Here is a 15,075-nt window from a genome sequence, read left to right as displayed (position 1 = left end):
GGCCTCCGTCTTGTAGCGCTACAAGGGTAGGCGTCGTGTGCCCCCTCTGCAAGGGGGCACACTGTGCGATACATCGATTTAGGATGTGTCTATGAGATTAGCCGAGACGTTCGGCAAGTGCACCGCGATACTGGGCCGACAGTTCGGCCAGCGGTGCAGAAGCGCCACCGATGGACACGGTGTCGCCAGAGAATTTACCGACCGACTGGATGGTCACACCCGCCTGAGCGGCCGCGGACATCAGGGCTTCGGCATAGTCGAAGTTGCAGGCAATCAGGTAGCGGGCCTGATCTTCGCCAAACAGGGTCGCGGTGTCTGCTGCATCCAGCTGAACGCCAACGCCGTGTGCTTCGGCCATTTCAAACGCTGCAACGGCCAGACCGCCGTCCGACAGGTCGGTACAGGCGCGGATGAACTGACGGTTGTCACGAATGAACTCACCGTTTTTGCGTTCGGCGTCCAGATCCACGTGCGGCGCATCGCCATCTTCGCGGTTGAAGACTTCGGCCAGCAGGGCAGACTGGCCCAGATGACCAACAGTGTCGCCGACCAGCAGAGCCACATGGCCTTCGCGTACGTCGCCGCCGATGATGTCGTCCACGTGATCAATCAGGCCAACCGCACAGATGGTCGGGGTGGGCAGGATCGGCTCACCATCAGTTTCGTTATAGAGCGAGACGTTGCCCGACACGATCGGGGTGTCCAGCGCCAGACATGCTTCGCCGATACCCTCAATAGCGCCCACGAACTGGCCCATGATCTCGGGCTTTTCGGGGTTGCCGAAGTTCAGGTTGTCCGTGGTCGCCAGAGGCTTGGCGCCTACTGCGGTCAGGTTGCGGTAGGTCTCTGCGACAGCCTGACGGCCACCCTGAACGGGGTTCGCTTTGACGTAGCGCGGGGTCACGTCGCTGCTGAACGCCAGCACTTTGTTGGTACCGTGGACACGGACCAGACCTGCGCCAGCACCTGGGGTGCGGAGGGTGTCGCCCATGACCTGCGTGTCATACTGCTGATACACCCATTGGCGCGAGCAGTAGTTCAACGAACCAATGATCGCTTTCAGCGCGTCGATTGCGTCAACCTCGGGCACCGGCGCCAGCTCTTCTGCGATGGGGGTGGGCACGTGGGGACGGTCGTATTCGGGCGCGTTGCCCGACAGTGCCCGCAGGGGCAGGTCGGCCATGACCTTGCCGTTATGCTCAATGATGAACTTGTCTTCGGGGATGGTCTCGCCCACGATCGCGAAGTCGAGGTCCCACTTGTCGAAGACAGCCTTGGCTTCGGCTTCCTTTTCGGGACGCAGAACCATCAGCATGCGTTCCTGCGATTCCGACAGCATCATTTCGTAGGCGGTCATGTTCTCTTCGCGGCAGGGTACCGCGTTAAGGTTCAGACGTACGCCCAACTCGCCCTTGTCGCCCATTTCCACAGCCGAGCAGGTCAGACCCGCAGCGCCCATGTCCTGAATCGAAATCACAGCGCCGGTCTGCATCAGTTCCAGCGTGGCTTCCATCAAGCGCTTTTCGGTGAAGGGGTCGCCAACCTGAACGGTGGGACGCTTCTCTTCGATGGTCTCGTCGAATTCTGCCGACGCCATGGTCGCGCCGCCAACGCCATCACGGCCGGTCTTTGCACCAAGGTAAACCACAGGCATGCCCACACCGGACGCCGCCGAGTAGAAAATCTTGTCCGCATCTGCGAGGCCCGCCGCAAAGGCGTTGACCAGACAGTTGCCATTATATGCGCTGTGGAACCGCATCTCGCCGCCCACGGTGGGAACGCCAAAGCAGTTGCCATAGCCGCCGATGCCTTCGACAACGCCGTGCACCAGACGCTTGGTCTTGGAGTGATCGGGTTCGCCAAAGGACAGAGAGTTCATCGCCGCAATGGGGCGCGCGCCCATCGTAAAGACGTCACGCAGAATGCCGCCCACGCCGGTCGCCGCGCCCTGATAGGGTTCGATGTACGAGGGGTGGTTGTGGCTTTCCATCTTGAAGATGACCGCCTGACCATCGCCGATGTCGACAACGCCTGCGTTCTCGCCGGGGCCGCAAATGACCTGAGGGCCCTCGGTGGGCAGGGTGCGCAGCCATTTCTTGGAGCTTTTGTACGAGCAGTGCTCGTTCCACATCGCCGAGAAAATCCCCAGCTCGGTAAAGGTGGGCTCGCGGTTCAGGATGCGAAGGATTTCGGCATATTCATCGGGCTTGATACCGTGGGCCTCGATGAGGTCGGGCGTGATCGCCGGCTCTTGCATGGAATAAGTCCCCTTAAGACGGATTGCCGCGCTTTTATGACAGAGTCCGAGAATGGGAAAGGGGGTAGGGGTCGAAATCGCGCCTGACGGTTTGCGGGCCACTGGCGGCGCCGCAAAAAAAAGGCCGAGCACTAAGCTCGGCCGAAGTCCAACAGGGAGGTATGAAGCGGAAGCGCCAAAGTGCGCGACCAGCTTCGACGGCCGAAATAAGGATCACTGGTGACTCGATCAAGACTCGAATTGCCGCAGGAGCAACAACCCTGCTATGCAAATAAGGCATAGCTAGGTGCGCGTCGCATCTTACAGCGGCGGTTCGTCCGGATATGCCCGCCTAGATTCGGCGATCTCGGACTGTACAAACTCTCGGAACGCGGCGATCCGCTGGGACTGCCGCAGCTCCTCTGGGTAGGCAAGGTAGACCGGAACTTCGGCGCTTTCAATTTCTGGCAGCACTCTGACAAGGTCTGGGAAGTCAACTGCCAAATATTGAGGCAGAACCCCGATCCCGAGATCGTGAATGGCCCCCTGAAGGACGCCAAAATAGCTGTTTACGGTCAAAGTCGATGAAATGTCGTTGGCAAGGATGGACGCTACCAACTGCGCACCGGCCCCGACCTGGGGGGTGCTTGGGCTCTGGCAGATCAGGCGGTGGTTGGCCAATTCCTCTAGCTTTTCGGGCGCGCCGTGCATTTTGATGTAGTTCTGCGAAGCGTACATCCGCATGCGGACGTTAAACAAACGCTTGCGAACCAGATCGGCTTGGCTGGGCTCTTTCATGCGGATGGCAACGTCGGCCTCGCGCATGGGCAGGTCGAGCACGCGCTCTTCGAGCATCAGGTCAATCTTGAGATTCGGATACTGTTCATAGAGCTTGGTCAGACGCGGCGCGAGCCACATGGAGCCAAAGCCCGTGGTCGTGGTGACGCGCAATTCGCCGAACACTTCTTCTTCGCTGTCCTTGATCCGCGCAGACGCCGCATCAAGGCGCCGCGACATCGCCGAGGTCGCGTCAAACAGCAATTCGCCCTGTTCGGTGAGAATCAGTCCCCGTGCGTGACGGTGGAACAGCGTGGTGTTCAGGCTCTCTTCGAGGGCCCGAATTTGCCTGCTGACCGCAGATTGAGACAGATGCAGCACGTCACCGGCGTGTGTGAGGCTGCCTGCATCCGCGACCGCGTGAAATATCCGTAATTTGTCCCAGTCCATCTTTGTAACTTTCTGCCCGCTCTTCTTATCTTAGACGAAATGTCATTCATTTGAACGGATTATACACGAGGAATTGTGCAAAAATCCTAACTTTCGCCTTTGTAGGTCAGCATCTGCGACCTAACCTTGTGCTATACTATAGCACGCACATTGAGCGAGGGGAGGCGCGAGATGAGCAAGCACACTGTTTCTTTGGAAGATCGTTTTGATCTGACGAAATCCCCGATTCTATTGAACGGAACGCAGGCACTGGTGCGACTTATGTTGGCACAACGTGAACGCGACCGTGCGGCTGGGCTGAACACAGCAGGTTTGGTGACCGGATATCGCGGCTCACCCTTGGGTGCGGTGGACCAGCAGATGATCCGTGCAGGCCGGGTTCTAAGTGAATATGACGTTACATTTCAGCCGGGTCTGAATGAGGATTTGGCCGCCACCGCACTCTGGGGCAGCCAACAGGCCGAACTCCGCGGCGAGGGGAAATACGACGGCGTCTTCGGGCTTTGGTACGGCAAGGGGCCGGGCGTGGACCGCTCTGGCGACGTGATGCGCCACGCGAATATGGCAGGAACCTCACGCTATGGCGGTGTTCTGATGGCCATGGGGGATGACCACACGGGCGAATCCAGCACCGTGTTGCACCAGTCCGACTGGGCCATGGTGGATGCCTATATGCCTGTGGTGAACCCAGCAGGCGTGCAGGAAATTCTGGACTACGGCCTCTATGGCTTTGCGCTGTCCCGTTATGCCGGTGTCTGGGTTGGCCTGAAAACGATGAAGGATACGGTCGAGGCAACGGGCGTTGTGGATGGTGATCCGCACCGTGTTCAGCTGGTCCAGCCGACTGACTTCGCGATGCCTGACGGCGGGCTGAACATCCGTCTGGGCGACACGCCCCACGCCCAAGAGGCGCGGATGATCGACCACAAACGCTTCGCAGCCGAGGCATTTTCCCGCGCTAACAACATGGACAAGCGGGTCTGGGGCAAGGCAGGGGCCAAGATCGGCTTTGTCGCCGCGGGTAAAAACTGGCTCGATCTGGTGCACGCGTTCAACCTGCTGAACATCGACGCGTCCGAAGCCGAACGTCTTGGCCTTACGACGTACAAGGTCGGTCAAACTTGGCCCTTGGACATGCATGGGTTCCACGACTGGGCCGAGGGGCTCGACCTGATCATCGTGGTCGAGGAAAAGCGCAAGCTGATCGAAGTGCAGGTCAAGGAAAGCATCTTTGACGACCGCCGTGGCCGCCGCGTTTATGGCTGGCATAAGGGCGGCGGGGCAGGGGCCGACCACGGAGAGGAGTTGTTCCCGACCCGAATGGCGCTCGACCCCGTGATGATCGCGGAAAAGATTGGGGGCATCCTGATCGAAGAGGGGCGCGGCACGGATGGGGTCCGCGCAGGTCTGGACACGCTGGCGAATGCTCGCCGCGCCGACAACGCCGAGGATATTGCCGCGCGGCTGCCCTATTACTGCGCAGGCTGTCCGCACAACACATCTACCAAAGTGCCCGAGGGCCACCGCGCCTATGCGGGGATCGGCTGTCACTACATGGTGCAGTGGATGGACCGGAACACCACCGGCTTTACCCATATGGGGGCCGAAGGGGCGAACTGGATCGGCGAGGCACCGTTCAGCAACCGTAAGCACGTGTTCCAGAACCTCGGGGACGGGACCTACAACCACTCGGGCGTTCAGGCGATCCGCGCCGCTTTGGCGGCGGGGACGAACATCACCTACAAGATCCTTTATAATGACGCGGTGGCGATGACCGGTGGCCAGCCAAACGAAGGAAGCTTGTCCCCTCAGCGCATTGCCCGCGAATTGCAGGCCATGGGGGTCGGCCACATCGCGGTGGTCTATGACCCCAAAGAAGAGGTCGATCTGGACGCCTTTCCTAAGGGGATGAAGCTGCATGAACGCTGCGACATGCCCGCAGTTCAGGAAGAGTGCGCGCAGATAGAGGGCGTCTCGGCCATCATCTACATCCAAACCTGCGCTGCGGAAAAACGTCGCCGCCGCAAGCGGGGCACTTTCCCCGATCCCGATCAGCGGGTGTTCATCAATACCGATATCTGCGAGGGCTGCGGGGATTGCGGGGTGCAGTCAAACTGTGTGGCGATCACTCCGGTCGAAACCGAACTGGGCCGCAAGCGTGCCATCGACCAGTCCGCCTGTAATAAGGATTTCAGCTGCCTTGATGGGTTTTGCCCGTCCTTTGTCACGCTCAAGGGGGCCAAGCGGCGCAAACAGGCAACCACGGCGCTGGACCTGCCGGATATGCCTTTGCCAGAGTTACCTGCGATCAATGGCACGTGGAACGTGGTCGTCACGGGCGTTGGCGGCACGGGCGTTGTGACCATCGGCGCTGTGCTGGCGCAGGCCGCGCAGATCGCGGGCCTTGGCGCGGGGATGATGGAAATGGCTGGCCTCGCTCAAAAGGGCGGCGCGGTGCATATCCATTGCCGACTGGCCAATCAACCCGACGACATCAGCGCGATCCGCGTGGCAACGGGCGAGTGTGATGCCTTGATTGGCGGGGATCTGGTGGTCAGCGCGGGGGCGAAAACGCTCGGCCTGACCAGCGCGGACCGAACTGGGGCGGTGGTGAACAGTCACGACACGGTCACTGGCGACTTCACCCGCGATCCGTCTTTCAAGCTACCATCAGATCGTCTATCTTTGGCGCTAGAGGCGCGTTTGAAAGAGCGTGTGCAGATGTTCGATGCCAGCACCTTGGCCAAGAATACGCTCGGGGACAGCATCTATTCGAACATGATCCTGTTGGGTGCGGCTTGGCAGCGGGGCCTGATCCCGATTGCGCAAGACGCGATTGTCGAAGCGGTCCGCCTGAACGGCGCCGCGGTGGACAACAACCTGCGGGCCTTTGAAATCGGGCGCTGGGCGGCGCTCTATCCTGATGAAGCGTATGCCCTGAGCGCTCCGGTCGAGGTGAATCTGCCCCAGTCGCCAGAGGACAAGATCGCATACCGGACCGACCATCTACACACCTACGGCGGTGCGCGTCTGGCGCGCCGCTTTACCAAACGGCTCGACGGGATTGACGATCCCGAACTGAAGCTTGCCGTGGCCGAAGGCTACCACAAGCTCTTGGCCTACAAGGACGAGTACGAGGTCGCCCGCCTGCTGCTGCAAACCCGCAAGCTGGCCGAAGAGGAGTTCGATGGCGACTTCGAGTTGAGCTATCACATCGCACCACCGATCATGGCCAAACAGGGCGCGAATGGCCGCCCCAAGAAGCGGGAATTCGGCACAGGCATGGACCGCTGGTTGCGACTTTTGGTGAAGCTACGTCCGCTGCGTGGCACGCCGTTTGATCCTTTTGGCCGCACGGCAGAACGCAAGATGGAGCGGGCCTTGATCCGCGAGTACGAGCGCGACATGGACGAGGTGTTGGCGCAGGTCACGCCTGCCACCCGCGACATTGCGATTGCACTGGCGAAACTGCCGCTCGACATCCGCGGTTTCGGGCCGGTCAAGGAAGAGAACGCCGCCAAAGTACGCGCGAAACGCGAAGATTTCTTGGCCGCGTTCCGCAGTGGTGGATCAGAGCTGGCCCAAGCCGCAGAATGAAAGAAATGCGCGCGGAAAGTGGATGACAGACCGCGCGCCTTTGTGTTCAGAAACGACATCTGTCGGGAGGAACACCATGACGAGGGGCAAAGAGGTCGCTCGCGAAATCAGCTATGCCCATTCCGCAACATCGCGGAGCGGGGCAGTTTTGATTCGCGTGATGGAGAATGTGACCGGCCGCCTCGGCCTGATCCGCAAGGCTTTGGGATACGAACATGAAGTCGCCCAAGGCCGCGACTTCTGGGAGGTGATGGTCGAGCGCTACCGCCTGTCGCTGGACGTGATGGGCGGATCGCTGGACAATATCCCCAAAGACGGCCCGCTGATCCTGATCGCCAACCACCCTTACGGCATCCTTGATGGTCTGATGATGGGACATATCCTGTCGAAAACCCGTGGGGACTTTCGCATTCTGGCGCATCAGGTGTTTCGCAAGGCCGAAGACTTGAACCGCGTGATCCTGCCTATCGCCTTTGACGAGACGAAAGAGGCAGTGAAATTGAACCTCGAGACCCGCAAAACCGCCCTAAATTACCTGAACGAAGGCGGCGCGATCGGCGTGTTTCCGGGGGGGACGGTGTCAACCTCGGCCAAGCCGTTCTCGCGGCCCATGGATCCCGGTTGGCGCAGTTTTACCGCAAAAATGGTGGCGAAATCGAATGCCACCGTGGTCCCGATCTACTTTGACGGCCACAACAGTCGCATGTTCCAACTGGCCAGTCATCTGCACTACACCCTGCGCATGGGACTATTGATCAAGGAGTTCCGCGCCCGCGTCGGAACCCCTGTGCGCGTCGTCATTGGCCAGCCCATCGACCCTGCCGAGATTGCCAAGAGGTCGAAGGACACGCGAGAGATGATGGATTTCCTGCGAAAAAGCACCTATGCCCTCTCGCCAAAGCCATACGCATCGTATGATTATGGCTTCGAGTTTGAAGAAAAACACAAAGGCTAGGGCAGATGGCAGTAGGGATTTTCGACTCGGGTCTCGGAGGACTGACCGTGCTGGATGCCGTCAGCCGCCGTTTGCCCGACGTACCGCTGGTCTATTTCGGGGATAACGCACACGCACCGTATGGGGTGCGGGATGCGGACGACATCTATGATCTGACCACCAAAGCGGTCACCCGCATGTGGGAAGAGGGCGTCGATCTGGTCATCATCGCCTGCAACACCGCCAGCGCCGCCGCCCTGCGCCGGATGCAGGAAAGCTTTCTGCCCACGGACAAGCGCTGCCTTGGCGTCTTCGTGCCCTTGATCGAGGCACTGACCGAACGCCAGTGGGGCGACAACAGCCCGCCCCGTCAGGTCAAGGTTCAGCACGTGGCCCTGTTCGCGACCCCCGCGACCGTCTCCAGCCGTGCGTTCCAGCGCGAACTGGCTTTCCGCGCGATCGGTGTGGATGTCGAAGCCCAAGCCTGCGGCGGTGTGGTCGATGCCATCGAAGAGGGCGACATGATCCTTGCTGAGGCTTTGGTGCGCAGCCACGTAGACGCGCTGAAACGCAAGATGCCCAAACCCGAAGCCGCCATTCTGGGTTGCACCCATTACCCGCTGATGGAGACGACCTTTCAGGACGCTCTGGGCGCGGATGTCGAAGTGTACAGCCAAGCCAACCTCGTGGCCGAAAGCCTTGCCGATTATCTGGAGCGCCGACCCGAAATGCTGGGCAAGGGGACAGAGAGCATGTTCCTGACCTCAGGCGACCCGGCCAAAGTCTCGGCCCGCGCCACCCAATTCCTGCGACGCGAGATCAAGTTCCGCGCCGCCTGATAACCGTTTGATAAAAGGGATAAAAGTATGTCCTGTAAAGTCGCCATCATTGGCGCCTCGGGTTACACCGGGGCAGAGCTGATCCGCTTGATCGCCACCCACCCCGAGATCGAAATCGCGGCCCTTGGCGCGAACTCCAAGGCCGGGCAAACCATCGCGCAGGTCTTTCCGCATCTGCGCCATCTGAACCTGCCGCCGCTGGTTACCATGGACCAGATCGACTTTGACCAGATCGACCTGTGCTTCTGCGCCTTGCCGCACAAAACCAGCCAAGAGGTCATCAGCCAGCTGCCCAAAACGCTGAAGATCGTGGACTTGTCTGCGGACTTCCGTCTGCGCGACCCCGAAGCTTACGAGCAGTGGTACGGCAACCCCCACGCGGCGGTCGAGATGCAGAAAGAGGCTGTGTACGGCCTGACCGAATTTTACCGCGACGAGATCAAGAATGCCCGTCTGGTCGCTGGTACCGGTTGTAACGCGGCCACCGGCCAGTTCGTCCTGCGCCCGCTGATCGCTGCTGGCGTTATTGATCTGGACAACATCATTCTGGACCTCAAATGCGCAGTGTCCGGCGCGGGACGCGCGCTGAAGGAAAACCTGCTGCACGCCGAACTGTCCGAGGGCTATCACGCCTATTCCGCTGGCGGCACCCACCGTCACCTGGGCGAGTTTGATCAGGAATTCTCGGCCATCGCGGGCCGTCCGGTCAAAATCCAGTTCACGCCCCACTTGGTCCCCGCCAACCGCGGTATTCTGGCGACCAGCTATGTCCATGGCGACGCGGCCAAGATCCACGAAACGCTGATCGAAGCCTACAAAGGCGAGCCGTTTATTGAGGTTCTGCCTTTCAAGGAACTGCCCTCGACCCGCCACATCCGCGGCTCGAACTTCTGCCATATCGGCGTGGTTGCCGACCGCATCGAAGGCCGCGCCATCGTGGTCGCCGCGCTGGACAACCTGACCAAAGGCTCCAGCGGGCAGGCACTGCAGAACGCGAACCTGATGCTCGGGATCGAGGAAACGACCGGCCTGATGCTGGCACCTTGCTTCCCGTAATGACATCGCGCCGCAGGGGCTTGGACCTTACGGCGCATCCGCATATATTGCGGAACACGAATGTTCTAAGGAGGTTCGAATGAAGTCGCTCAAAAAGACACGCCGCATTCAGGTGATTGCCGTGGCCGTTGTGGCCTTGGCCGTATCCACCGGCTTGATCGGCTATGCCATGCGCGACGGCATCAACTTCTTTCGTGCGCCAAGCCAGATTGTGGCCGAACCCCCTGCGCCCAATGAAACCTTCCGCATTGGCGGCTTGGTCGAAGAGGGTAGCCTGAAGCGCGGCGAGGGGGAGACGATCAGCTTCTCCGTGACCGACGGCGGCGCGACGGTCCCCGTGGTCTATACCGGCGTTCTCCCTGATTTGTTTGGCGAGAACCAAGGCATGGTCGGCACGGGCCGTTACATCAACGGCGTGTTCGAGGCTTCTGAAATCCTTGCCAAGCACGACGAAAGCTACATGCCCAAAGAGGTCACTGACGCTCTGAAAGAGCAGGGCGTTTACCGTGATCCGGACGGTGAAGACACCAGCAGTTAACGGCTGTTCATAATCCTCGGCCCTCGAAACAGCATTCGGGGGTTCGAATGGACAAGATTACGAAAATGGCTTGGGACATCGTCGCGCGCGAAGGCGGCTATGTGGATGATCCCGACGATCCCGGCGGCGCGACCAACTACGGCGTGACCATCGGAACCATGCGGCGGCTAGGGCTGGACCTGACAGGGGATGGCCGCGTGGATGCCCGCGACGTGAAAGCGCTGAGCCGCGATCAGGCGGTGCAGATCTTTCTTGATCACTACTATCTGAAACCGCGCATCGACCAGTTGCCTGACGTGCTGCATGACACCGTGTTCGACATGAACGTCAACGCAGGGTCCAACGCGATCAAGGTGTTGCAACGTTTGCTGACCCAAATGGGGCACGGTTTGCAGGATGACGGCGTGATTGGCCCGATCACCGTTGCGGCCTGCCATGCGGCAGCGGCGGTGTCTTCCAGCCACCTGCGCGATGCCTACGGGATTGCGCGCCGCAACTACTATTACCGCCTCGCGGACCAGCGGCCCGCCAGCCGCAAATACGCCCGCCGCCGCGACGGGGGCAAAGGCGGCTGGATCGCCCGCGCCGAGGAATTCATCTCCCCTCGCTATCACCTGACGGACGCGGACCACGCCGCGCGGGTGGCCTCATGGGGATGATGTGGAACGCGATGGACCTGCTGTTCGGGGGCCGCAACGTGATCGCCGACACCGCCCATGTCTGGCGCGAGAACGCAGAGGCCTCGGGCCAGCGGGCGGTGCAAATGCAGTCTGCCGCGCTTGAACAACTGGCCGCCGAATACGCGCGCCCGCGCCAGAGTTGGTTTGACGGCTTGGTCGATGGGCTGAACCGGCTGCCGCGCCCGATGCTTGCCCTGTCGGTGTTGGGTCTCTTTGGCATGGCAATGCACGATCCCATTTGGTTCGCGGCGCGAATGCAGGGGCTCGCGCTGATTCCAGAGCCGCTTTGGTGGCTGATGGGCGTCGTGGTCAGCTTCTACTTTGGCGCGCGGCATCAGGCGAAAAACCAGTCGTTCCAACGCGATATGATGACAACCGCGGCGCGTGTCCCTCAGGTGGTCCAGCAGATCCAAGCGATCGAAAGCGCGGCGAAACCGGAGAATCCCGCGCTGTCAGAGTGGCGAAAACTGGCAGATCATGGAGCCGCGACAAAGTGAACCTAAGTCGGGGCTAATTGTGATTGGCCCCGCATCGCCAAACGCCTAATATCCGCGCATGATTACAGAGCTCGGACACTTCGCCCTTATCCTCGCCTTTCTGGTTGCCATCGTTCAGGCAATCGTTCCGCTGATTGGCGCCCATAAACGCTGGCACGGCTGGATGGCCGTGGCCGAACCCGCAGCCGTCGCGCAATTCCTGCTGACGGCTGCGTCTTTTGCCGCTTTGACCCATGCCTTTGTTGTGTCGGATTTCAGCCTGCGGCTCGTGGTGCTGAACAGCCATTCGGCCAAGCCGATGCTGTACAAAATCAGCGGAGTGTGGGGCAACCACGAAGGGTCGATGCTGCTCTGGGTGCTGATCCTGACGCTATTCGGTGCGTGTGCCGCTTGGTTTGGCGGGCAGCTGCCGCCGACGCTCAAGGCCCGCGTTCTGGCCGTGCAGTCCGCTATCTCTGTGGCGTTTTTCGCCTTTATTATCTTTACTTCGAACCCGTTCCTGCGTCTCGCGGTGCCGCCCTTTGACGGGCAGGACTTGAACCCGCTGTTGCAGGACCCCGGTTTGGCCTTCCACCCGCCGTTCCTGTATCTGGGCTATGTGGGCCTGAGTATGGCCTTCAGCTTTGCCGTCGCCGCCCTGATCGAAGGACGCGTGGACGCCGCATGGGCCCGCTGGGTCCGTCCGTGGACGCTGGCCGCGTGGGTGTTCCTGACCATTGGTATCGCGCTTGGCTCTTGGTGGGCCTATTACGAGCTGGGTTGGGGCGGTTTCTGGTTCTGGGACCCCGTAGAAAACGCCAGCTTCATGCCGTGGCTCATCGGTGCGGCGCTGCTGCATTCGGCCATCGTGGTCGAAAAGCGCGAAGCTCTGAAAAGCTGGACCATCCTGCTGGCGATCCTTGCCTTCGGCTTCTCGCTGATCGGGACGTTCATCGTGCGTTCGGGCGTGCTGACCTCGGTCCATGCGTTCGCCAATGACCCCGAGCGCGGTGTGTTCATCCTGTTCATCCTCGCGTTCTTCATGGGCGGGGCGCTGACCCTGTTCGCGGCCCGCGCCAATGTGATGGAGGCGAAGGGTGTCTTTGGCATGGTCAGCCGCGAGAGCGCGCTGGTCGCCAACAACATCCTGCTCGCTGTGTCGGCGTTCGTGGTGTTCATCGGGACCATCTGGCCGCTGGTGGCCGAGATGTTCTTTGACCGCAAACTGTCGGTCGGTGCGCCGTTCTTTAACATGGCCTTCACGCCCTTCATGGTGGTCTTGGGGCTGATCCTTCCGCTCGGGTCTATCCTCCCGTGGAAGCGTGGCAATCTGGGCCGTGTGGGTCGCCATCTGGTGCCCGCACTGGTGCTGGCCGTTGCTGTTGCCGCGCTGGCCTATGCGCTGCAAACCGGCAAAACTGCGCTGGGTCCAATTGGCCTGCTGCTGGGGACTTGGATGGTTGCAGGCGCTGCGATGGATCTATGGAGCCGGACGGGACGCGGAGCCAACCGCTTTGGCCGCCTGCGCCGTATGCCGCGCGCCGACTGGGGCAAAGCGGTCGCCCATGCCGGCCTTGGTATTACCTTCATCGGTGTCTCTGGTCTGATGGCGTGGGAGCAAGAGGACATCCGCACAGTCCAATTGGGCGAGCCCTTTGACGTGGGCGCCTACACGCTGGTCCTGAACGACGTCCAAGAGGTCAAAGGGCCGAACTACCTGTCCACCATGGGCGACGTGACCCTGTCGCAGGATGGCAGCGAGATCGCGACCCTCTATCCGGAAAAGCGGGTCTATCCCGTCGCCAAGATGCCCACGACCGAGGCCGCAATCGACGGTGGTTTGCTGCGCGACGTCTATGTCGTGATCGGTGATCCGCAGTCCGATGGCGGGTGGGCCGTGCGCACCTATATCAAACCGCTGGCGAACTGGATTTGGCTCGGATCGATCATCATGGCTGTGGGCGGTGTGCTTAGCCTGACGGACCGCCGATACCGCGTCGCCGCTGGTGCCCGCAAGGCACCTGTCCAAGGAGTGCCCGCAGAATGAAACGCCTGATCCTCGTATTGGCGCTGATCCTCTCGGCCCCCATGGCCTATGCTGTTCAGCCCGACGAAATCCTGCCCGATCCCGCGATGGAACAGCGGGCGCGGGACATTTCGGCCGGTCTGCGCTGTCTGGTCTGCCGCAATGAAAGCATCGACGAATCGAACGCCGAACTGGCGCGCGATCTGCGCCTCTTGGTCCGTGAGCGTCTGCTCGAAGGGGACACCAACGCAGAGGTGGTGGACTACGTGGTGGACCGCTACGGCGAATACGTCCTGCTGAACCCTACCACGCGCGGCTCCAATATTCTCCTGTGGCTTGCAGGCCCGATCATGGCGGTTATCGCCCTGATCCTTGCCTTCTTTTACGTGCGCGGCCGCGCCACCGCCAAACCAGCGGCCGAGGATCGCCTGAGCGCGGACGAAGAAGCGCGTCTCAGCGAAATCCTCAAGGACTGACGCTGGGTTTTTCTTTCCTGCTCTCGGGCTTTCCGCTTTGATGCGGGCCAGAGAGCAGAGGAGGCCTTTCATGCAATTCCAGACAATTCGCTACGAGATTGCGGACGACATCGCAGTCCTGACCCTGAACCGTCCGGACGTGATGAACGCGCTGTCCTCGCAGATGCGCGCCGAGATCCTAGAAGCGGTCAAGGACGCGGGCAAAAACGCGCGGGCGTTGGTCATGACAGGCGAAGGGCGGGCCTTTTGTTCCGGTCAGGATTTGTCCGACGCAGGCACCCTGAACGCTCTGGATCTGGAGCGTGTGCTGCGCGATGAATACGTGCCGATGCTGCAAGCGATCTATGACTGCCCCGTGCCGACCATCTGCGCCGTCAACGGCACGGCAGCAGGGGCAGGGGCCAACCTTGCGCTGGCCGCTGACGTTGTGATTGCCACCGAAAGCGCCGTCTTCCTACAGGCGTTTGCCCGCATTGGCCTGATGCCTGACGCTGGTGGCACCTATTGGCTACCCCGCCAGATGGGCGCAGCCAAAGCCATGGGCGCAGCTCTCTTCGCCGAGCCGATCACCGCCCGCCAAGCCGACGAATGGGGCATGATCTGGGAGGCCGTCCCAGACGCCGATTTTGACGCCCACTGGCGCGCCCGCGCGGCCAAATTGGGTAGTGGTCCGTCGGTGGCCTATCAGCATATCAAAGCCTCGCTCCGCGGCAGCTGGGACAACAACTTAGAACAACAACTCTTGCTCGAGGCGCAGCTTCAAGGCGCTTGCGGCAGCACCCGTGATTTCAAAGAAGGTGTATTAGCCTTTCTTGAGAAACGACCAGCGTCTTACGAGGGTCGTTGAACTTAATTTGGAAATAATTACGAAAAGCCAGAGCGGATGTCATGTTCGCTCCGGCTACATTTCTAAAATTGGTTAACTTCATTTAATCAAAGACTTGCAGGTGGTTTTCTTTCCGAGGTTGACCCGAACTGGCAATGATGAGT

At 60.7% G+C, this 15,075-nt stretch carries 12 protein-coding genes; 10 read left to right on the top strand and 2 right to left on the bottom strand.

Features of this window, described 5'->3' with window-relative positions:
* Positions 1-97: 97 nt before the first annotated feature.
* Both purL and AB9K37_RS15220 read right to left on the bottom strand, forming a co-directional pair.
* Entirely contained in the window at positions 98-2,257 is a 2,160-nt protein-coding gene (gene purL / locus AB9K37_RS15225; protein ID WP_369840421.1) for a phosphoribosylformylglycinamidine synthase subunit PurL, read from the bottom strand.
* Positions 2,258-2,557: 300 nt separating this feature from the next.
* Positions 2,558-3,463 carry a LysR family transcriptional regulator gene (locus tag AB9K37_RS15220; protein WP_072707061.1) on the bottom strand — a complete coding sequence of 302 codons (906 nt, stop codon included), beginning with the start codon at positions 3,461-3,463 and terminating at the stop codon, positions 2,558-2,560.
* A 171-nt stretch (positions 3,464-3,634) separates the two neighbouring features.
* Here AB9K37_RS15220 and AB9K37_RS15215 point away from each other — a divergent pair, with 171 nt between their 5' ends.
* From AB9K37_RS15215 to AB9K37_RS15170, 10 genes are all read left to right on the top strand, one after another.
* Positions 3,635-7,060 carry an indolepyruvate ferredoxin oxidoreductase family protein gene (locus tag AB9K37_RS15215; RefSeq protein ID WP_369840419.1) on the top strand — a complete coding sequence of 1,142 codons (3,426 nt, stop codon included), beginning with the start codon at positions 3,635-3,637 and terminating at the stop codon, positions 7,058-7,060.
* Between the two features lie 76 nt (positions 7,061-7,136).
* Positions 7,137-8,015, top strand: a complete 879-nt coding sequence (locus AB9K37_RS15210; protein WP_369840417.1) for a lysophospholipid acyltransferase family protein — start codon at positions 7,137-7,139, stop codon at positions 8,013-8,015.
* 5 nt (positions 8,016-8,020) lie between these two features.
* On the top strand, positions 8,021-8,833 hold the full coding sequence (gene murI, locus AB9K37_RS15205; RefSeq protein WP_369840415.1) for a glutamate racemase: 813 nt from the start codon (positions 8,021-8,023) through the stop codon (positions 8,831-8,833).
* A 27-nt stretch (positions 8,834-8,860) separates the two neighbouring features.
* Positions 8,861-9,889 carry an N-acetyl-gamma-glutamyl-phosphate reductase gene (gene argC / locus AB9K37_RS15200; protein WP_369840413.1) on the top strand — a complete coding sequence of 343 codons (1,029 nt, stop codon included), beginning with the start codon at positions 8,861-8,863 and terminating at the stop codon, positions 9,887-9,889.
* A gap of 79 nt (positions 9,890-9,968) precedes the next feature.
* Positions 9,969-10,427: a cytochrome c maturation protein CcmE gene (ccmE, locus tag AB9K37_RS15195; RefSeq protein WP_369840411.1), complete on the top strand. Its 459-nt coding sequence runs from the start codon at positions 9,969-9,971 to the stop codon at positions 10,425-10,427.
* Between the two features lie 47 nt (positions 10,428-10,474).
* Entirely contained in the window at positions 10,475-11,086 is a 612-nt protein-coding gene (locus tag AB9K37_RS15190; protein ID WP_369840409.1) for a holin-associated N-acetylmuramidase, read from the top strand.
* Positions 11,077-11,604 (top strand): holin family protein, encoded by a 528-nt coding sequence (locus AB9K37_RS15185; protein ID WP_369840407.1) that lies wholly within the window; start codon positions 11,077-11,079, stop codon positions 11,602-11,604. Before AB9K37_RS15190 ends, AB9K37_RS15185 begins: the two co-directional genes overlap by 10 nt.
* 58 nt (positions 11,605-11,662) lie before the next feature.
* Positions 11,663-13,630, top strand: a complete 1,968-nt coding sequence (locus AB9K37_RS15180; protein WP_369840405.1) for a heme lyase CcmF/NrfE family subunit — start codon at positions 11,663-11,665, stop codon at positions 13,628-13,630.
* A complete protein-coding gene (locus AB9K37_RS15175; RefSeq protein ID WP_369840403.1) occupies positions 13,627-14,085 on the top strand; it encodes a cytochrome c-type biogenesis protein CcmH in 459 nt (152 codons plus the stop codon). The genes AB9K37_RS15180 and AB9K37_RS15175 overlap by 4 nt, the downstream gene beginning before the upstream one ends.
* 70 nt (positions 14,086-14,155) lie before the next feature.
* Entirely contained in the window at positions 14,156-14,932 is a 777-nt protein-coding gene (locus AB9K37_RS15170; protein WP_369840401.1) for an enoyl-CoA hydratase-related protein, read from the top strand.
* Positions 14,933-15,075: the final 143 nt, after the last annotated feature.

The sequence above is a fragment of the Donghicola sp. XS_ASV15 genome (assembly GCF_041224595.1).
Classification (GTDB): Bacteria; Pseudomonadota; Alphaproteobacteria; order Rhodobacterales; family Rhodobacteraceae; genus Donghicola.
Note: the sequence above shows the minus strand (reverse complement) of the source record. Positions and strands in the feature narration are given on the sequence as shown.